This is a genomic window from Streptomyces fodineus, from assembly GCF_001735805.1.
Lineage (GTDB): Bacteria > Actinomycetota > Actinomycetes > Streptomycetales > Streptomycetaceae > Streptomyces > Streptomyces fodineus.
The window spans coordinates 9,322,484-9,340,916 of sequence record NZ_CP017248.1; the positions used below are offsets into that span (position 1 = coordinate 9,322,484).

Genomic DNA, 18,433 nt, shown 5'->3' on the forward strand with positions numbered 1-18,433 from the left:
GGCACGCCTGCCGTGGGCCGTGTCAGCGGCCGGCGTCGTACTCGCCGATCCAGCGGGCGGCCTGCAGGCCGGAGCCGGCGGTGAGGACGGCGGCGGCGATGACGGTGGCGTTCAGGCCGAGGGCGTCGGCGAGGACGCCCGCGACCAGGGCGCCGGCGGCATAGCCGAGGTCGCGCCAGAAGCGGTAGGTGCCCAGGGCGTTGGCCCGCCGGGCCGGGTGTGCGTGGTCGGAGACCGAGGCGATCAGGGCCGGGTAGACCATGGCGGTGCCGAGTCCCGGCGCGACGGCGGGCGCGTCCGCTACCGGCTCGCCGGGGACGACGTGGCCCTGCTGTTCGCGCTGTTGCGCAAGGTCGCCGAGAACCACCAGGCCGCCGTCCCGGCCGCCCGCGACACCTACCTCGGTGACGACGGCGCCGAGGAGGTCGGCCGCGAGGAACTCCACGCCCGCGTCACGGCGGGGGATGTGGTGGTGCTCGACGTGCGGCCGGTGGAGGACTACCGGGCCGGGCACATCCCCGGCGCGCCCTCCATCCCCGTCGGCGAACTCGCCGGCCGCGTCGACGAGTTGCCCGAGGACACCGAGATCGTCGTGTACCGCCGCGGCGAGTACTGCGTCCTCGCCTACGACGCCGTCCGCCTGCTGGCCGGCCATGGACGGCGCGCCATCCGCCTCAACGACGGCATGCTCGAATGGCGCCTCGCCGACATGCCCGTGGACGCGGCGGAGCTGACGTGAGCGAGACACCCCCGTCCCATCCCGGCCCGGCCGGCGGACCGGCCTACCTCGACCACAACGCCACCACGCCCGTCGACCCACGGGTGCTCACCGATGCCGGGGTCGCGCTGTTGCCGCTGCTCGTCGCCATGCAGGACCGGGGCGACCGATGGGTGCTGGGCGACGGCAGCGTCACCGGGACGGCCGCGGAGGACAGCGCCGAGCACGCCCGGGTGCACGCTCTGGCCGGCACCCGGCTGCCCGACGGCCTGGAACTGCCGGGCACACAAGCGGAGGCCGCCGCGACCGTGCTGTTCACCTACCCCGGCACGGGAGTCGAATGGGGTGAGCCGTTCGCCGGCGCCGCAGGGTGCACCCTGGAGAACCGGCTCTTCCGCGACGCCTGGCCCGACTTCCGGCGGGCGGGCGTGGACGTGCGCGGGATCAGCAACCAACTTCCTCACGAACAGGAGGAGTTCGCCCGAGCCGAGAAGGTCCCGTACGACCTCCTCCCCGACGCCCGTCACCGACTGGCCGCCGCCTTGCGCCTGCCGACCTTCCGCTGCGCGGGCCGACCGCGCCACAAACGCCTGGTCCTCGTCGTCGACGCCCAACACGCTGTGCGGCACACACTGTTCCCGGTCGTCGGCATCCCGCACGAGGTGACGCGAAGCCTGCGCCTGGCCGCCGACTTGGCCCGCACGGCCTGAGCGCGGAGCGTCAGGACGGGTCCGGCTCGCGCCCTACCACAGCTTGTCGATCGTTCCGGGATACAACTCGATGCGGCTGTCGTGGAAGGACTTCTCCGCCTGGCGGGCATCGGCCGAGAAGAAGCCGGCCATGGTGACCTTGTCGAAGCCGGGCTGGTCACTGGGGAAGGGATCCTGCGGTGTCCCGCCGATCAGTACGGTGCCGGGCAGAACCCGCCAGCCCGCGCTCTCGTAGAACGCCCGCAGCACGCTGTCGCAGGTGAACAGTCCCAGATCGAGCGGGCGTGTGATCATCGCCTCCCGAGCCGCCGCGACCAGCTGACGACCGTAGCCCCGGCCACGGCTCTCCCGCCCCACCACAACGGTGCTCAGCCCTCCCGCCGCATAGCGCCGGCCTGCGTGAACGATGTCCTTGGCCAGGATGTCCAGAGCCGCCAGCACCGTCGACTCCTCGTCGACCAGCAGCATCGACAGCGGCCGTAGCGCGGGATCGTGCGACGGGGCGTCGGCAGGAGCGGGAGAACCGGGCGGCGAGGGCCACGCCTGCTCCTGGAGTTCCCGCACCTGCACGCGCAGGTGGGAGGGGGTGGCTTGCTCGGGGAAGGACAGAATGCGCACGCGCCGATTCTCCTGACCGATCCGGTATGCGCAAGTGGTTTACCGCATCGGTGTCCCCGGCCCGTATCGCGGCGGTCAGGGGCGGCTCGGAGCCCACCTCGTCGCTCACGCTCGCAGCCGCATCCACGCCCTTTGTTCCTCCCCCAGCGATGGTCGGGTTACGGCTTCCGGGCGAGTCCGCCGTGTGCGGCGATGATCTCCGGTGTGGGCGAACCGGGCTCCGGGCGCCACTGCGTGACCGGGACGACACCGGGTTCGACGAGCTCCAGACCGTCGAAGAACGCGGTGATCTCCTTGACGGTGCGCAGGTTGTACGGCACGGCGCCGCTGCTGCTGCGGGCGATGGTCACGATGCCGGGGAAGACGGCGGTGTACGCGTCGCCGGCCTCCTCGTCGACGGGGTCGTTGTCCTTGCCGCCGAGCCAGTAGTTCCAGGTGCGCGCGGAGTGCGGCACCGACGTGTCGATGTTCTGGTGCGCCGCCGGTTCGGGCGTCGTCGCGGGGCCGGTCATCAGCCGTGTCCGTCTTTCGGCCGGCGCGTGGAGCGTTCACGGCACAACCTACGTCCGAACACCCGCCTCTCGCCTGCCGGTTCGGATGACGCGCGGTAGGAACGTCACGCGGGGCCGGCCGGTGCGGACGGCGATCAGCGCGAGTCGGTTCTCCTCCGCACGTCTCTTTCCGCGTCCGCCGGGAGTCGTAGCAGGATCGCCCGGCAGAGGGATTCGTACGCCCGCGCAGACACGAAATGGTCGTACAGCCAAGGAAGTTGACCGAAAGGAACGGCCATCGTGCGGATAGGACGTGTGGCGCCCCTGCTCACCGTGGGGGTCACGGCAACGCTGGTCGCCGCTCTCGCTCCGGCGCAGGCATCCGCGGCGGAACCGCTGAAGAGATTCGAGAACCAGAAGCCGGCGTGGCACCGCTGTGACGCATCGGGGCCCGCCGCGTTCCAGTGCGCGACGATCAAGGTCCCGCTCGACTACAGCCGCCCCGACGCCAAGACGATCAGCCTGGCCATCTCCCGTCTGAAGACCGGTGTCGCCGGCAAGCGGCACGGCGCGATCCTCTTCAACCCGGGCGGGCCGGGCGGCGAGGGCCTGGACATGCCGCTCATGATGAAGGACATGATGCCCGCGAAGGTCCGCGAGCAGTACGACCTCATCGGGTTCGATCCGCGCGGTGTGGGCCGCAGCAGCCCGGTGTCCTGCGGGCTCACCGGCAGGGAGCAGAACACCGAACACCCCTACAAGAAGGCGACGTTCGGCCGTGACGTCGCGTGGGCCCGGACCGTCGCCGGCAAGTGCCGCGCCCGCAACGGCGACAAGCTCCCGTACATCACCACCCGCAACACCGCCCGCGACATGGACGTCATCCGCACCGTTCTGGGCGAGAAGAAGATCTCCTACCTGGGCTACTCCTACGGCACCTACCTGGGTGCCGTCTACGCGCAGATGTTCCCGCAGCGCACCGACCGCTTCGTGCTGGACAGCTCGGTCGATCCCGCGCGCGTCTGGCGCGGCATGATCCAGATCTGGGCGGAGGGCACCGAGCCCGCGTTCACCCGCTGGACCGAGTGGACCGCGCAGCGCCACGGCACCTACCGACTCGGCGACACGCCGGCCCAGGTGAGGAAGACGTTCTGGGACCTGATCGCCCGCGCCGACCGCACTCCCATCGACGACGGCGGCGCAAAGCTCACCGGGGACGACATCCGTGCCACCCTGCGGCCCCAGTTCTTCAGCCCCAAGAACGCGGCCGAGACGGTCGTCGCGCTCAAGAAGGCCGCCGCCGGCCATCCGGCCCCCCACCGTTCCCTCGCGCCGGACGAGCAGCAGGGGCGGCACCCGGCGGCTGCCTTTGCGCAGGCGCCGGCCGACAACGGTACGGCCGCCTTCTGGAGCGTGGTCTGCGGGGACACCGCGAACTGGCCGCACGACCCCGAGCAGTACCGGCACGACGCGATCCGGGACAAGGCCAAGTACCCCCTCTACGGCGACTTCGGCTCCAACATCATGCCGTGCGCGTTCTGGGGGAAGCCGGCCGAGCCCGTCACCGCGGTGGACAACACCGTAGGCGTGCTCACGGTCCAGAACCAGTGGGACCCCCAGACACCCCTGGCCAGCGGCCTCGGCATGCACCACGCCCTGAAGGGCTCGCGCATGGTGTACGTCAAGGGCGGCGAGGGGCACGGTGTCTACTCCGCAGACCCGCGTTCGTGCGCCAACCGCACCGTCAACGCCTACCTGAGCACCGGAAAGCTGCCGGCGCAGGACGTGTCCTGCGACGCGCCCGGTCGTCAGGGCCCCGGCGTGAACCAGCGCATCGTCCCGGCGCCGCAGGACACACCGGGCGCGCCTCGCTTCTGACCCGCCCCGGAGAGAACCCCTGGGTCACCGGACCCGGGGGTTCTGCCCGCGTCGGCGTCAGTTGAGCTGGAACGTCGTCTCGACCGGGTAGTGGTCGCTGGGCGCGTTGGTGTCGAGGGCGCCGGTGGTCCAGCCGGACTGCGGGTCGAAGTCCACCTTGACGTCGGACATCGCGGCCGGCACCGGGCGGCCCGGGGCGTTCAGATAGCCGATGTAGTCGAGGTCGTCCCGGTAGTCCTTCGGGAAGGACTCGACCCCGGACATGAACTGGCACCAGGCGGAGACGGGGCAGTCCATGGTCCGCAGGGTCTGACCGGAGTCCGTGGCCGGGGTGCCGAGCACACCGTTCACCGCGGTCTGCGCGTTGGCGTAGTCACCGCGCGACTGGCCGCCGTAGTACTCCACGTTCATGTCTCCGCCGATCAGCACCGGCCCGCCCGTGCCGGCGATGCCGTCCGCCCAGGAGCGGATCTCCCTGAGCTGGGCGAGCCGCGTGGACTGGGTCGTGTCGGTGGAGGTGTCGGACTCGTCGGCCTGCAGATGGGTGCCGACCACCCAGCTCTTCACCCCGCCCTTGTCGATCTGCGCCAGCGCCGCGCCCTTGTTGGCGTGGTAGTCCCAGGTGCCGTAGGTGGAGTTGCCGAAGACGTGGGCGTACTGCGCGGTGATCGGGTACTTGGACAGGATCATCGTGCCGCCGTTGATGACGAACCACGAGTTGGAACAGTCACCGCTGATGCCCGTCCAGCCGCCGCCGGAGCAGGTCTGTCCGACGACCGGGGTGTGGTACGGGTAGAGGTCGGCGAGCTTGCCGGTGATGTCGGCGGTCGAGGTGTTGTTGAAGTCCTCGTCCAGCACCACCACGTCCGCGCTGTGCTTGCGGATGATCGACTCGATGGTCGGGGTGCGCTGGGCCGCCTTCTCGTTCTGCGTGGTGTCGACGATCGGGGTGCCGAGATCGACGTTCCAGGCGAACACCGAGAGGCTGGTGCCGGTGTCCGCGCTCGCGGCGGGGGCCGCGTAGCCGCTGAAGCCGAGGAGCGTAGCCGCCGCCGCGGAGGTGAGGGCGGTAGCTGTACGACGCGAGACCATGCGATCTCCTGGTGAAGTGGGGAGTCCGCGACCCGTGACCGGTTGTCGAGTCGCGTACATGACAGGGCGACTCTAGGGTGCTTTCCGGTACGCCTGAGGGAACTTCGTCCGATCGCCTCATGGAGAAAAGGTGTCTGGACAAGTTCACCGCGCCGGGGATTAATCCGACCGGCAGGCGCCCCCTGTTGTTCTCGCGCCTGTTCACACAGCCCCTCGGCTGGACCATGCCGGTCAGGCGCCGCCTAGGGTGGGTGTATGGGCGGCGTGGTGACGCTGTTTCTGTGCGGTGACGTGATGCTCGGGCGCGGCGTCGACCAGATCCTCCCGCACCCCGGAAATCCGGTGCTGTGCGAGGGTTACGTCACGGACGCCCGGTCGTACGTGGAGCTGACCGAGGCGGTCAGTGGCCCCATCCCCGCGGCGGCCGACCCGGCCTGGCCGTGGGGCGAGGCGCTGCGGGTACTGGACGAGGCCGCACCGGACGCCCGCATCGTGAATCTGGAAACCTCTGTCACACGGAGTGACGCATTCGCGCCGGGCAAGGCGGTCCACTACCGGATGCACCCCGCCAACCTGCCCGCCCTGACGGTGGCCCGGCCCGATGTGTGCGTCCTGGCCAACAACCATGTGCTGGACTTCGGCCGACCTGGCCTGGAGGAGACGCTGGAGTCGCTCGCCGCCGCGGGGCTGCGGACCGCGGGCGCGGGACGCAACGCCGACGAGGCCTACGCGCCCGCGGCCGTCCCCGCCGGAAACGGCCGCCGCATCCTGGTCTTCGCCCTCGGCGCGCAGTCCAGCGGCATTCCGCCCGACTGGGCCGCGACCACCGATCGGTCCGGCGTCGCCTACGTCCGCGAGCTGTCGGCGGCGGCAGCCGAGGCGGCCCTCCAGCGGGTGCACAGGGTCAAGCGGCCGGGTGACATCGTGGTCGTGTCGGTGCACTGGGGCTCCAACTGGGGCTATCTCGTCCCCCGAGAGCAGACGCGCTTCGCGCACACCCTGGTGGACGGCGGTGTCGACATCGTCCACGGGCACTCCTCGCACCACCCCCGCCCCGTCGAGGTCTACCGAGGCCGGCTGATCCTCTACGGCTGCGGCGACTTCATCGACGACTACGAGGGCATCACGGGCTACGAGGAGTACCGCGACGATCTCCGGCTCGGCTTCCTCGTCTCGGTGGACGCGGACACGGGGCGCCCGACGGGCGCGCGGATGTTCCCCCTGCGGGCTCGGCGGATGCGACTGGAGCCCGCAGAGGAGCAGGACCGCGCCTGGCTGTGCTCGACCCTCGACCGGATCAGCCACGGCGTCCACATCGGCATGGAGGCCGACGGCCGGCTCAGCCTCGTCGTAGCGGACGCGGGCCGGTGAGACACCGGGCGCCGGACGTCACACCGTGCAGTGGTGGTATAGCCGGAGAGTTGCGGGTACCCGGTCCCTTGGCAGACGTTCCCTGAGGAGATGACTCGGATGCTGTTCCTCGGACTGCTCCTGCTCGCGGGTGCGGGTGCCTTCACGGCCCTGGTGATCATCGGCAACCTGTCCGGCGGGCCGGACTACACCGTTTCCGTCCTCGACCACCACATCGCCACGATGAACGGCCTGGCGCTGTTCAGCTCGGGCCTCGCTCTGGCGCTCATCTTCTGCCTGGGCCTGGCGACGATGGCCGCTGCCGCCACTCACCGCCACCGTCACGGCCGCCACCGCGCTCCCTGGGGGCGCAGGCCGCACGACACCACCACGCTCGGCGGGACGACCGGGCCGGCCGGACCGGGTGCGCGGGCCTGAACACCGGGAAAACGCGTGGCAACGGCCGCGCCGAACCTTCCGTCGGCGCCGCGGCTTCCACGGACTCCCGGTGCTCGTCCGGCACCGGTTGAAAGGCCAACAAGACATCACCACGCGCCTCGTGCACCATGGCTGGAGGCCTTGTTCGGGCAATGGATGTGTTCATGCGCCGCGGTACCGGCGCCACCACCGCAAGTCCGCCGAGTCCCGTGGGGCGGTGAACTGCACCATGCTGCTACCGGCCAAATCCGAAGTGAGCCGGCTGCTGCGACGTTACCGGGTGTGCGAGCGGGCCGCCGTCGCCGCACCCGCCGACCTCGCGTCGCGTGCCGCCTTCGAGGACTCGGGTTACACGCTGTGCGTGCTGATGGGCGAGCGTGACCCGCGCGAGGCGGCCGCCGCCGCCCGGCGTTACCTGCGCACCGACCTGGTCACCTACCTGAGGGAGCGGAACGGGTCGACGCGGGCGGCCGGTGGTCGCGTCGAGCCGCTCCGACGACCCAGGATTCCCGGGCGGGCTGAGCGCACCCGGGCCCGGATTTCCCGCGCCGCGGATGGAGGGACGAGCGATGACGACTGCGAAGGACATCATGCACCGGGGTGCCCAGTGGATACCCCGGTACGAGACGCTGGACCGCGCCGCGCAGCTGATGCGGGATCATGAGCTGGGCTCACTGCCGGTCAGTGACCCCGACAACGGCGACCGGATGTGCGGCATCATCACCGACCGCGACATCGTGGTGAAGTGCATCGCCTACGGTCACGACCCCGCGCGGATGACGTGCGGAGACCTGTGCGAGGGCACGCCGCGCTGGATCGACGCGGGTGCCGACATCTCGGACGCCCTGCAGGAGATGGAGAGCCACCAGATCAAGCGCCTCCCGGTGGTCGAGAACAAGCGCATGGTCGGCATGATCAGCGAGACCGACATCGCGCGGCACCTCGCCGACGACCAGCTCGCGGAGTTCGTCCAGCGCGTGTACGCGGCCTGATCGCGGACGAGAACAGGGGCAGCGCCGAGCCCGATGCCGCTCGGCGCTGCCCCGCGCTGTGCGGCGGGCCCCCAAACGCCCGCCGAACTCACCGCCCGTGGCCGTTGATGCGGTGTGTGCGCTCGTGGGCGAACTCCCGCTGACGGATCCTTGACCGCTGCTTCGGCCTCCGCGATGCTGTGTTGCGAAACGTGAGAGGTGTGCCGTAATAGGCAACATCTCGATCCTCTGTGAGCCGAGGAGTGGCCATGACTCAGCAGGTCCGTGGTGTCGTCGCGCGGAGCAAGGGCGCCCCTGTCAGCCTGGAAACGATCCTCGTGCCCGACCCCGGCCCGGGCGAGGCGCTGGTCAAGATCGAGGCCTGCGGGGTCTGCCACACCGATCTGCACTATCGCGAGGGCGGAATCAGCGAAGACTTCCCGTTCCTGCTGGGGCATGAGGCCGCCGGTGTGGTCGAGGCGGTCGGTGCGGGGGTCACCGACGTGGCTCCCGGTGACTTCGTGATCCTGAACTGGCGTGCGGTGTGCGGCGCTTGCCGGGCCTGTCTGCGCGGGCGGCCCTGGTACTGCTTCAACACCCACAACGCGAAGCAGAAGATGACGCTGGCCGACGGTACGGAGCTCTCGCCGGCCCTCGGTATCGGCGCGTTCGCCGAGAAGACGCTCGTCGCCGCAGGCCAGTGCACCAAGGTCGACCCGGCCGCCTCCCCGGCGGTCGCCGGCCTGCTCGGCTGCGGCGTGATGGCCGGCATCGGCGCGGCCATCAACACGGGGAACGTGGGCCGCGGGGACACCGTCGCCGTGATCGGGTGCGGCGGCGTCGGAGCCGCGGCGGTCGCCGGGTCGAGCCTGGCCGGTGCGGCGAGGATCATCGCGGTGGACATCGACGACCGCAAGCTGGACACCGCGAAGAAGCTGGGCGCGACCCACACGGTCAACTCCCGGCAGGCCGACCCGGTCGAGGCGGTCCGCGAGCTGACCGGTGGCTTCGGCGCCGACGTCGTCATCGAGGCGGTCGGCCGCCCGGAGACGTACCGGCAGGCCTTCTACGCCCGTGACCTCGCCGGCACCGTCGTCCTCGTCGGCGTCCCCACCCCCGAGATGAAGCTCGAACTGCCCCTGCTGGACGTCTTCGGCCGCGGCGGCGCCCTGAAGTCGAGCTGGTACGGCGACTGCCTGCCCTCCCGTGACTTCCCCATGCTGATCGACCTGCACCTCCAGGGCCGGCTGCCGCTCGACGCGTTCGTCACCGAGACCATCGCGCTGGACGAGGTGGAGAAGGCCTTCGAGCGGATGCACCACGGCGACGTACTGCGCTCGGTGGTGGTCCTGTGATGGGCGCCCGCATCGAACGTCTCGTCACGTCGGGGACGTTCTCGCTGGACGGCGGCACCTGGGACGTCGACAACAACGTATGGATCGTGGGCGACGACAGCGAGGCGGTCGTGATCGACGCCGCCCACGACGCCGAGGCCATCGCCCGGGCCCTCGGCCGGCGCACCCTGCGGGCCATCGTGTGCACCCACGCCCACAACGACCACATCGACGCCGCACCGGAACTCGCCGACCGCACCGGCGCCCCGGTCCTGCTGCACGCCGACGATCTGCCGCTGTGGAAACAGACCCATCCCGACCGGGCGCCCGACGGCGAGCTGACCGACGGGCAGCGCCTCACCGTCGCCGGGGTGGAACTGGCCGTACTGCACACCCCCGGACATGCCCCGGGAGCCGTCTGTCTGTACGCTCCGCGGCTCTCGGCGCTCTTCAGCGGCGACACGCTGTTCGCCGGCGGGCCGGGGGCCACGGGGCGGTCGTACAGCGACTTCCCGACCATCATCCGGTCGATCAGCGAACGCCTCCTCGCCCTGCCGGACGACACCGTCGTGCACACCGGCCATGGCGACACCACCACCCTCGGCGCCGAGGCGCCACACCTTCAGGAGTGGATCCGGCGCGGCTTCTGACCGCCCGGTGAAAAGCGGCCCTGCCCCGGTGACGGACCGACGTGGACGGCACCGGCGGCAGGGCCGTCGTCGCGCCTCCGTCACCACCCCCGATCTGCCTGCTGACCTGCGCTTTCGAGGTCGCTCCGGCGTGCCCGGAAATCCGTCGCCGGACAGCACGCAAAGGGTCCTGTGGATGCCTTGACAAGCCTTCAGAGCGGCCAGCAGACTGGCGTTGCGCTAATCGCAATCCGTTTCGCTATACGCACCGAGGTGTCATGATGATTCCCGCGTGCCGACTCGCGGATCTACCGCGAGGCGAGGCCCACCGGCTCGACATCGACCCGCCCGTGTCGGTGTTCCACACCGACGACGGCGAGCTCTTCGCCATCGACGACACCTGCACCCACCAGGACGCGTCGCTCGCCGACGGCTGGCTGGAGGGCTGCGAGGTGGAATGTCCTCTGCACGCCTCCAAATTCGACCTGAGGACCGGAGCCGTGGACGCACCGCCGGCCAAGCTCCCGGTCCGCACCCACGAGGTCGTCGTCGAGGACGGCATGGTCTACGTGCGGCTGTCCATGGACGCGCCCAACCTGCCGCCGTGCGTCGCCGCCCGCCTGGCCGGAGGCCCCGCGTGAGGACCGTCGCCGTGGTGGGCGCCTCGCTGGCCGGTCTGTCGGCCGCGCGCTCGCTGCGGAAGCGGGGGTACGACGGCCGGCTGGTCGTCGTCGGCGACGAGCTCCACCGGCCCTACGACAGGCCGCCGTTGTCCAAGGAGTTCCTGGCCGGTGCCATCGGCGAAGCGGAACTGGCGCTGGAGCGGGACGGCGAGGAACTGCGGGCGGAGTGGGTGCTGGGCGCCCGCGCCACCGGACTCGACCGCTCCCAGCGGGCGATCCGGCTCGCCGGCGGCCGGGAGATACGCGCCGACGGCGTGGTCATCGCGACCGGCGCCGCCGCCCGCACCCTGCCCGGCACCGAAGGCCTCGCCGGCGTCCATGTGCTGCGCACACTCGACGACGCCCGCGCCCTCAGGGACGAGCTGGCCCGGGGCGGACGGGTGGTGGTGATCGGCGGCGGCTTCATCGGCGCCGAGGTAGCCTCCACGGCGTACGCCCTCGGCCTCGACGTGACCGTGGTCGAGGCGGCACCGACACCGCTGGCCGGACCGCTCGGCGAGGCCATGGGCGCGGTCGTCTCCGCGCTCCACGCCGATCATGGTGTGCGGCTGCTGTGCGGCGTGGGGGTCAAGGGGCTGAGCGGGGAGCGCCGGGTCGACGCCGTGCTCCTGGAGGACGGCCGGAGCATCCCCGCGGACACCGTGGTCGTCGGTGTGGGTGCGCGCCCCTGTGTCGAGTGGCTGGAGGGGTCCGGCGTCGCGCTCGACAACGGTGTGAAGTGCGGCGCCGACGGCCGCACGAGTGTCGCCGGTGTGGTCGCCGTGGGCGACTGCGCCAGCTGGTACGACCCGCACACCGGGGTCCACCGCAGGGTCGAGCACTGGACGGGCGCGCTGGAACGGCCGGACGCCGCCGTCGCCACGCTGCTCGCGTACGGTGCGAGGGACCCGGGCGTGCCCCGGCCGCCGTACTTCTGGTCCGATCAGTACGGCGTGAAGATCCAGTTCGCCGGACATGCCGCGGGGGCGGACAGCGTGACGGTCGAGGAGGGCTCGACCGACGACCGCAGCTTTCTGGCCGTCTACCGCAGGGCCGGCCGGCCGGTCGCCGTGCTCGGCATGAACCAGCCTCGGCTGTTCACCCGCCGGCGCAAGCAGTTGGCCTCCGCCACGTCTTGACACCACCCATACGGCAACTCATGCTGCGTTGCACATGAAACGCAGTGTTGCTTCATACACAACGCCGCCCGAAGTCGCTCTTCCTGGCGCGTGACCTACCGATCCACGACGTTTCCCGAGGAGTGCACCGTGACCTCGACCAGCCTGCCGGACAGCCTGATCGCCACTCTTCCCGGCTCCGCCTACACGGACCCCGGCATCTTCGCCCTGGAACAGGAGCGCGTCTTCGAGGCGATGTGGTTCTGCGTCGCGCGCTCGTCCGACCTGGCGCGGCCCGGTGCCTTCCGGACCGTGGACGTGGGCCGCGAGAGCATCCTCGTCACCCGCGCCCGGGACAACGCGATCCGTGCCTACTTCAATGTCTGCCGGCACCGCGGAGCCAAGCTCTGCACCGAGGAGACGGGCGAGGTCAAGCGGGCCTTCCAGTGCCCGTACCACGCCTGGACCTACGACCTGACCGGCAAGCTCGTCGCCGCGCCCAACCTGACCAAGATGCCCGACGTCGGCCGCACCGAGTACGGCCTGGTGGGCGTGGCCGTGCGTGAGTGGCTCGGCTATGTCTGGGTCTGCCTGGCGGAGAACCCGCCCTCCTTCGAGGAGGACGTGATGGGGGCGGTGATCGAGCGGCTCGGCGACACCGCGTCGATCGATCGCTACGACATCGCGAACCTCTCGGTGGGCCGGCGGATCGTCTACGACGTCAAGGCGAACTGGAAGCTCATCATCGAGAACTTCATGGAGTGCTACCACTGCGCCACGATCCACCCCGAACTCACCGAGGTCCTCCCGGAGTTCGCCGACGGCTACGCCGCCCAGTACTACGTCGGCCACGGCGCCGAGTTCGGCGCGGACATCCAGGGCTTCACCGTCGACGGCTCCGAGGGCCTGGACCGCATCCCCTCGGTCGCCGAGGACCAGGACCGCCGCTACTACGCGATCACCGTCAAGCCGCAGGTGTTCATCAACCTGGTGCCCGACCACGTGATCTTCCACCGGATGTACCCGGTGGCCGTGGACCGCACGGTGGTGGAGTGCGACTGGCTGTACCTCCCGCACGTCGTGGAGAGCGGCAAGGACGTCAGCCGGTCCGTGGAGCTCTTCGACCGGGTCAACCGACAGGACTTCGACGCCTGCGAACGCACCCAGCCGGGCATGAGCTCACGGCTGTACGCCAAGGGCGGCGTGCTCGTGCCCAGTGAGCACCACATCGGCGCCTTCCACGACTGGGTGAACGAGCGTCTCGCGACGCCGCAGCCGGAGTGAGGCGCACCAGGGGCGCCCATGGCCCGCGCGGGGGGCGTACGCGGGCCGTGCGGCGGTCGTGCTCCGTGCGCTCAGCCGAGGTATCCCATCCGGTGGCTGATTTCGTCCGCACCCTTGACCAGCACCGGAGCCAGCTCGTGCATGCGCTCCTCGGTGAACCGGTACGAGGGCCCGGAGGCGCTGATCGACGCGATGACCTGGCCCTCCCGGTCCCGGATCGGGGCGGCCATGGCGTGCAGCCCGATCTCCAGCTCCTCCAGCGTCCAGGCGTAACCGCGCTCCCGGGCCTCGGCGAGGTTCTTCTCCAGCTTCGCCTTCGAGGAGATCGTGTGGGGGGTCAGCTTCTTCAGGCCGGCGTCCGCGACCAGCGCGGCGCGTTCCTTCGCGGCCAGATGAGCCAGCATGATCTTGCCGCTGGAGGTGGCGTGCACCGGGGTCAGCTGGCCGACCCAGTTGTGCGCGGTGACGGCGGCCGTGCCACGCACCTGGTAGAGGTTGATCGCGTAGTGCTCCTGCATGACGGCGATGTTGACCGTCTCGCCGATCTCCTCCGCCAGGCGCTCGCACACCGGACGACCCTGCTGGGTGATGTCGATACGCCCTGTGACGGCGCCCGCCAGTCGTACGATGCCGAAGCCGAGCCGGTACTTTCCGCGCTCGCCCGCCTGCTCCACCAGGCCCCGCGCCTCCAGGGCGCCGAGCAGGCGGAAAGCCGTCGACTTGTGGACCTCGATCTCGGCGGCCACCTCGCTCACGCCTGCCTCGCCACGCTGGGCGAGGATCTCCAGGACGCTGATGGCGCGGTCGACCGACTGGACCCCGCCGGGCGGTGAACCATTCGTTTCGGTATCCGCACTGTAGTTGCTCATAGCGGAACTATACGCGCGGTAAACAACACTCATGCAAGTAACGCACTGTGAACAAAGATCTTACAAGTTGCGCCGTCCGCAACCTAGTGCGCATAGCGATACCCGTACTAGCATGCCCGGCACATCAACGGCGCGAGCGAGACGAGGCACCATGGCTCCCTTGCAGTACGACTTCGTCATCGTCGGCGGCGGATCGGCCGGCAGCGCACTGGCGAACCGGCTCTCGGCCGACCCCGGCAACCGGGTGCTCGTCCTGGAGGCGGGCCGCTCCGACTACCCCTGGGACGTCTTCATCCATATGCCCGCGGCGCTGACCTATCCCATCGGCAGCCGCTTCTACGACTGGAAGTACGAGTCCGAGCCCGAGCCGCACATGGGCGGCCGGCGCATCTACCACGCCCGGGGCAAGGTGCTCGGCGGTTCCAGCAGCATCAACGGCATGATCTTCCAGCGCGGCAACCCCATGGACTACGAGCGCTGGGCGGCCGAGCCGGGCATGGAGACCTGGGACTACGCGCACTGCCTGCCGTACTTCCGCCGGATGGAGAACTGCCTCGCGGCCGACCCCGACGACGAGTTCCGCGGCCATGACGGCCCCCTCGTCCTCGAACGCGGCCCCGCGACCAACCCGCTCTTCACCGCCTTCCTCAAGGCCACCCAGGAGGCGGGCTACGCGCCGACGGACGATGTCAACGGCTACCGGCAGGAAGGATTCGCCAAGTTCGACCGCAACGTCCACCGCGGGCGCCGGCTCTCGGCCTCCAAGGCGTACCTCAAGCCCGCGATGAAGCGGCCGAACCTCACGGTGACGACGCGTGCCCTCGTCACCCGGGTGCTCTTCGAGGGCAAGCGGGCCGTCGGCGTGGAATACCGGCGCGGCAAGGGTGCTCCCCAGCAGGTCCGCGCCGGCGAGGTCATCCTGTGCGGCGGCGCCATCAACTCCCCGCAGCTGCTGCAGCTCTCCGGCGTCGGCAACGCGGAGGAGCTGAGCGCCCTCGGCATCGACGTCGTACACGACCTCCCGGGCGTCGGCGAGAACATGCAGGACCACCTGGAGGTGTACGTCCAGTACGGCTGCAAGCAGCCCGTGTCCATGCAGCCGTACATGGCGAAGTGGCGCGCCCCCTTCATCGGACTGCAGTGGCTGTTCAGAAAGGGGCCCGCGGCCACCAACCACTTCGAGGCGGGCGGCTTCGCCCGCAGCAACGAGGACGTGGACTATCCCAACCTGATGTTCCACTTCCTGCCCGTCGCCGTCCGCTACGACGGCTCCTCGCCCTCCGGCGGCCACGGGTACCAGGTGCACGTCGGGCCCATGTACTCCGACGCCATCGGATCTGTGAAGATCAAGAGCAAGGACCCGCGGGTCAAGCCCGCGCTGCGCTTCAATTACCTCTCCACCGAGCAGGACCGCCGGGAGTGGGTCGAGGCGATCCGGGTCGCCCGCAGGATCCTCAACCAGCCCGCCCTCGCCCCCTACAACGCCGGTGAGATCTCGCCCGGACCCTCCGTCGACAGCGACGAGGAGATCCTCGACTGGGTCGCCAAGGAGGGCGAGACCGCCCTGCACCCCTCGTGCACCTGCAAGATGGGCACCGACGAGATGTCCGTCGTCGACCCGCAGAGCATGCGGGTGCACGGTCTGGACGGGCTGCGCGTGGTGGACGCGTCGGTCATGCCCTATGTCACCAACGGCAACATCTACGCACCGGTGATGATGATCGCCGAGAAGGCGGCCGACCTCATCCTCGGCAAGGAGCCGCTGGAACCCTCCAAGGCCGTGTACTACCGGCACCGCGACGCCCAGCAGCAGGCCGGGTGAGCCATGGGCGCCGACGCCCTGCGGGCGCTGCTCACCCGCGTGCGGTACGAGGTGCTGCCGGCGAAGGCGGCGGAGGAGAAGGTTCTCGCCCATGTGCCCCGCGATGTCGTGGTCACGGTCACGGCGTCGCCGGTCAAGGGGCTGGAGCCGACGCTTCTCCTCACCGAGCGGCTCGCCGCCCACGGCTACCGTGTCGTCCCGCATGTGCCCGCACGGCTCCTGCGGGACGACACGCACCTGAAGGACGTCGCCGAACGGCTGCGTGCGGCGCGCGTCGACGACGTCTTCCTGCCGGCCGGTGACGCCGATCCGCCGGCCGGGCCGTACCACGCGGCGCTGCCGGTGCTGCGCGCTCTGACCGACCTCGGCAGGCCCTTCGCGGAGATGGGGATCACCGGCTATCCGGAGAGCCATCCCCTCATCCACGACGACATCACCATCCAGTCGATGTGGGACAAGCGGGCGCACGCCACATACATCGTCAGCAACCTGTGCTTCGATGCGCGTGTACTCGGCGACTGGATCTCCCGGATCCGGCGCCGCGACATCACCCTGCCCGTCTACGTCGGCGTGGCCGGGCCCGTCCAGCGGGCCAAGCTGCTGTCGATGGCGACGAAGATCGGGGTGGGCGAGTCGACGCGCTTTCTCACCCGGCATCCGTCCTGGTTCCTGCGGTTCGCGGCACCCGGCGGGTACGCCCCCGAGCGGCTGCTCGGCCGCGGCGCACAGGCGTTCGCCGGGCCCGCGGCGGCGGTGGCCGGCCTCCACCTCTTCACCTTCAACCAGATCGCCGAGACGGAGCGCTGGCGCCGTGCGGCACTGGACCGGCTGGGCGGCTGACGCGCGCAGGGGAGCGACGCGGCGGCGGCCAAATCGAGATACACCGACCCCTTGACGGCTCTCGGCCGATTCGGCCAGGGTGTTCCACCACAAGCAATTCAATGCACAATGCGCAACGAATTCTTCGAAGGGCGCGGCCGTGGCAGATCTGTACGTGGACGGAGAATGGCGCGCCGCTGTGGCCGGCGGCCACCGGGAGATCCGCTGTCCGGCGGACGGCACGCTGGTCGCGACCGTCTCGGAGGCGACCCGCCCCGACACCGAGGCCGCGATCGCCGCCGCCCGCCGCGCCTTCGACGCGGGCCCCTGGCCCCGTACCCCCGAGCGTGAGCGCGGCGCACTGCTGCTGCGCACCGCCGGCATCCTCGAGCGCGACGCCAAGGACATCGCCCGCGCCGAATCCCTCGACACCGGCAAGCGCCTGGTGGAGAGCGAGTACGACATCGCCGACGTCGTCTCCTGCTTCCGCTACTACGGCGGCATCGCCGGCACCAGCGCGGGACGGGTGGTCGACACCGGACGCGAGGACGCCCTCAGCCGGGTCACCTACGAGCCCGTCGGCGTGTGCGGACTGATCACTCCCTGGAACTACCCGCTGCTGCAGGCCAGTTGGAAGGTCGCCCCGGCCCTTCTCGCGGGCAACACCGTCGTCCTCAAGCCCAGCGAGCTCACGCCCTCCACCTCCATCCTGCTGATGAAGGCCCTTCAGGAGGCGGGGCTCCCGGCCGGCGCCGCCAATCTGGTACTGGGCGCCGGAGCCGAGGCCGGCGCCCCGCTGGCCGAGCACCCGGCCGTCGACATGGTGTCGTTCACCGGCGGGCTGCAGACCGGGCGGCACATCATGGCCACCGCCGCGGCGACGGTGAAGAAGGTCGCGCTGGAACTCGGCGGCAAGAACCCGAACGTGGTCTTCGCCGACGCCGACTTCGAGACCGCCGTCGACTTCGCGCTCACCGCCGTCTTCCTGCACTCCGGGCAGGTCTGCTCGGCCGGAGCCCGCCTCATCGTCGAGGACTCGATCCACGACGCCTTCGTCGACGAGGTCGTACGCCGCGCCCGGCGGATCCGCCTCGGCGGCCCCTTCGACCCCGAGGCCGAGACCGGCGCGCTGATCTCCGCACAGCACCGCGAGAAGGTCGAGGCGTACGTCGCCGCAGGCCTGGCCGAGGGCGCCGTACTGCGCTGCGGCGGCGCACGCCCCGACGACCCCGCGCTCGCGGACGGCTTCTACTACCCGCCCACGGTCCTCGACGAGTGCCGGCAGGACATGCGCGTGGTGCACGAGGAGTCCTTCGGACCCGTGCTCACCGTCGAGCGTTTCCACGACGAGGACGACGCCGTCCGCATCGCCAACGACACCGAGTACGGCCTCGCCGGAGCCGTCTGGACCGAGGACGCGGGCAAGGCCCAGCGGGTGGCCCGCGGGCTGCGCCACGGCACCGTGTGGATCAACGACTACCACCCCTATGTGCCGCAAGCGGAATGGGGCGGTTTCGGGCTCTCGGGCGTGGGCCGCGAGCTGGGGCCGACCGGCCTCGACGAGTACCGAGAGCCCAAGCACGTCTGGCAGAACATCCAACCCCGGCCGCAGCACTGGTTCCGCGGCTGA

General features: G+C 70.5%; 20 protein-coding genes. 15 read left to right on the plus strand and 5 right to left on the minus strand.

The genetic code is table 11. The features are described 5' to 3' along the window. Nucleotides 1–22: 22 nt before the first annotated feature. A complete protein-coding gene (locus BFF78_RS45795) occupies nucleotides 23–262 on the minus strand; it encodes an MFS transporter (RefSeq protein ID WP_069783023.1) in 240 nt (79 codons plus the stop codon). A gap of 60 nt (nucleotides 263–322) precedes the next feature. On the opposite strand from BFF78_RS45795, the gene BFF78_RS40525 reads away from it, so the two are divergent. Then, nucleotides 323–739 (plus strand): rhodanese-like domain-containing protein, encoded by a 417-nt coding sequence (locus tag BFF78_RS40525; protein WP_227026061.1) that lies wholly within the window; start codon nucleotides 323–325, stop codon nucleotides 737–739. Further along, the gene (locus BFF78_RS40530) at nucleotides 736–1,428 is read left to right on the plus strand and encodes a redoxin domain-containing protein (RefSeq protein ID WP_227026062.1); all 693 of its coding nucleotides are present in this window, start codon (nucleotides 736–738) and stop codon (nucleotides 1,426–1,428) included. Before BFF78_RS40525 ends, BFF78_RS40530 begins: the two co-directional genes overlap by 4 nt. Before the next feature lie 33 nt (nucleotides 1,429–1,461). Here BFF78_RS40530 and BFF78_RS40535 read toward each other — a convergent pair whose 3' ends face one another. Together BFF78_RS40535 and BFF78_RS40540 are read right to left on the minus strand one after the other, a co-directional pair. Further along, nucleotides 1,462–2,046, minus strand: a complete 585-nt coding sequence (locus tag BFF78_RS40535) for a GNAT family N-acetyltransferase (RefSeq protein WP_069783024.1) — start codon at nucleotides 2,044–2,046, stop codon at nucleotides 1,462–1,464. A 158-nt stretch (nucleotides 2,047–2,204) separates the two neighbouring features. Then, complete coding sequence (locus BFF78_RS40540; RefSeq protein ID WP_069783025.1) at nucleotides 2,205–2,558, minus strand: SAM-dependent methyltransferase; 354 nt, start codon at nucleotides 2,556–2,558, stop codon at nucleotides 2,205–2,207. A gap of 279 nt (nucleotides 2,559–2,837) precedes the next feature. Between BFF78_RS40540 and BFF78_RS40545 the strand changes: the two genes are divergently transcribed. Beyond that, the gene (locus BFF78_RS40545) at nucleotides 2,838–4,415 is read left to right on the plus strand and encodes an alpha/beta hydrolase (protein ID WP_069783026.1); all 1,578 of its coding nucleotides are present in this window, start codon (nucleotides 2,838–2,840) and stop codon (nucleotides 4,413–4,415) included. A 57-nt stretch (nucleotides 4,416–4,472) separates the two neighbouring features. Here BFF78_RS40545 and BFF78_RS40550 read toward each other — a convergent pair whose 3' ends face one another. Then, entirely contained in the window at nucleotides 4,473–5,507 is a 1,035-nt protein-coding gene (locus BFF78_RS40550) for a sphingomyelin phosphodiesterase (RefSeq protein ID WP_069783027.1), read from the minus strand. Nucleotides 5,508–5,762: 255 nt separating this feature from the next. Between BFF78_RS40550 and BFF78_RS40555 the strand changes: the two genes are divergently transcribed. The 9 genes from BFF78_RS40555 to BFF78_RS40590 all read left to right on the plus strand — a co-directional run bounded on the left by BFF78_RS40555 (nucleotide 5,763) and on the right by BFF78_RS40590 (nucleotide 13,293). After that, nucleotides 5,763–6,878 (plus strand): CapA family protein, encoded by a 1,116-nt coding sequence (locus BFF78_RS40555; RefSeq protein ID WP_069783028.1) that lies wholly within the window; start codon nucleotides 5,763–5,765, stop codon nucleotides 6,876–6,878. 99 nt (nucleotides 6,879–6,977) lie between these two features. After that, a complete protein-coding gene (locus BFF78_RS48805; protein ID WP_227026063.1) occupies nucleotides 6,978–7,295 on the plus strand; it encodes a hypothetical protein in 318 nt (105 codons plus the stop codon). 229 nt (nucleotides 7,296–7,524) lie between these two features. Further along, nucleotides 7,525–7,959 (plus strand): DUF5133 domain-containing protein, encoded by a 435-nt coding sequence (locus tag BFF78_RS44220; RefSeq protein WP_079161681.1) that lies wholly within the window; start codon nucleotides 7,525–7,527, stop codon nucleotides 7,957–7,959. Beyond that, entirely contained in the window at nucleotides 7,865–8,287 is a 423-nt protein-coding gene (locus BFF78_RS40565; RefSeq protein ID WP_069783029.1) for a CBS domain-containing protein, read from the plus strand. The genes BFF78_RS44220 and BFF78_RS40565 overlap by 95 nt, the downstream gene beginning before the upstream one ends. Before the next feature lie 248 nt (nucleotides 8,288–8,535). Next, a complete protein-coding gene (locus BFF78_RS40570) occupies nucleotides 8,536–9,621 on the plus strand; it encodes an S-(hydroxymethyl)mycothiol dehydrogenase (RefSeq protein ID WP_069783030.1) in 1,086 nt (361 codons plus the stop codon). Beyond that, entirely contained in the window at nucleotides 9,621–10,250 is a 630-nt protein-coding gene (locus BFF78_RS40575) for an MBL fold metallo-hydrolase (protein WP_069783031.1), read from the plus strand. Before BFF78_RS40570 ends, BFF78_RS40575 begins: the two co-directional genes overlap by 1 nt. A gap of 257 nt (nucleotides 10,251–10,507) precedes the next feature. Next, entirely contained in the window at nucleotides 10,508–10,870 is a 363-nt protein-coding gene (locus BFF78_RS40580) for a bifunctional 3-phenylpropionate/cinnamic acid dioxygenase ferredoxin subunit (protein WP_069783032.1), read from the plus strand. Then, on the plus strand, nucleotides 10,867–12,030 hold the full coding sequence (locus tag BFF78_RS40585) for an NAD(P)/FAD-dependent oxidoreductase (RefSeq protein WP_193433624.1): 1,164 nt from the start codon (nucleotides 10,867–10,869) through the stop codon (nucleotides 12,028–12,030). The genes BFF78_RS40580 and BFF78_RS40585 overlap by 4 nt, the downstream gene beginning before the upstream one ends. Before the next feature lie 129 nt (nucleotides 12,031–12,159). Then, the gene (locus BFF78_RS40590; RefSeq protein WP_069783033.1) at nucleotides 12,160–13,293 is read left to right on the plus strand and encodes an aromatic ring-hydroxylating oxygenase subunit alpha; all 1,134 of its coding nucleotides are present in this window, start codon (nucleotides 12,160–12,162) and stop codon (nucleotides 13,291–13,293) included. 71 nt (nucleotides 13,294–13,364) lie between these two features. On the opposite strand, the gene BFF78_RS40595 is transcribed toward BFF78_RS40590, so the two are convergent. Continuing rightward, the gene (locus BFF78_RS40595; RefSeq protein ID WP_069783034.1) at nucleotides 13,365–14,162 is read right to left on the minus strand and encodes an IclR family transcriptional regulator; all 798 of its coding nucleotides are present in this window, start codon (nucleotides 14,160–14,162) and stop codon (nucleotides 13,365–13,367) included. Between the two features lie 151 nt (nucleotides 14,163–14,313). Between BFF78_RS40595 and betA the strand changes: the two genes are divergently transcribed. The 3 genes from betA to BFF78_RS40610 all read left to right on the plus strand — a co-directional run bounded on the left by betA (nucleotide 14,314) and on the right by BFF78_RS40610 (nucleotide 18,433). Continuing rightward, nucleotides 14,314–15,984 (plus strand): choline dehydrogenase, encoded by a 1,671-nt coding sequence (gene betA / locus BFF78_RS40600; RefSeq protein WP_069783035.1) that lies wholly within the window; start codon nucleotides 14,314–14,316, stop codon nucleotides 15,982–15,984. Nucleotides 15,985–15,987: 3 nt separating this feature from the next. After that, nucleotides 15,988–16,824, plus strand: a complete 837-nt coding sequence (locus BFF78_RS40605; RefSeq protein ID WP_069783036.1) for a methylenetetrahydrofolate reductase — start codon at nucleotides 15,988–15,990, stop codon at nucleotides 16,822–16,824. A 139-nt stretch (nucleotides 16,825–16,963) separates the two neighbouring features. Next, the gene (locus BFF78_RS40610) at nucleotides 16,964–18,433 is read left to right on the plus strand and encodes an aldehyde dehydrogenase family protein (RefSeq protein WP_069783037.1); all 1,470 of its coding nucleotides are present in this window, start codon (nucleotides 16,964–16,966) and stop codon (nucleotides 18,431–18,433) included.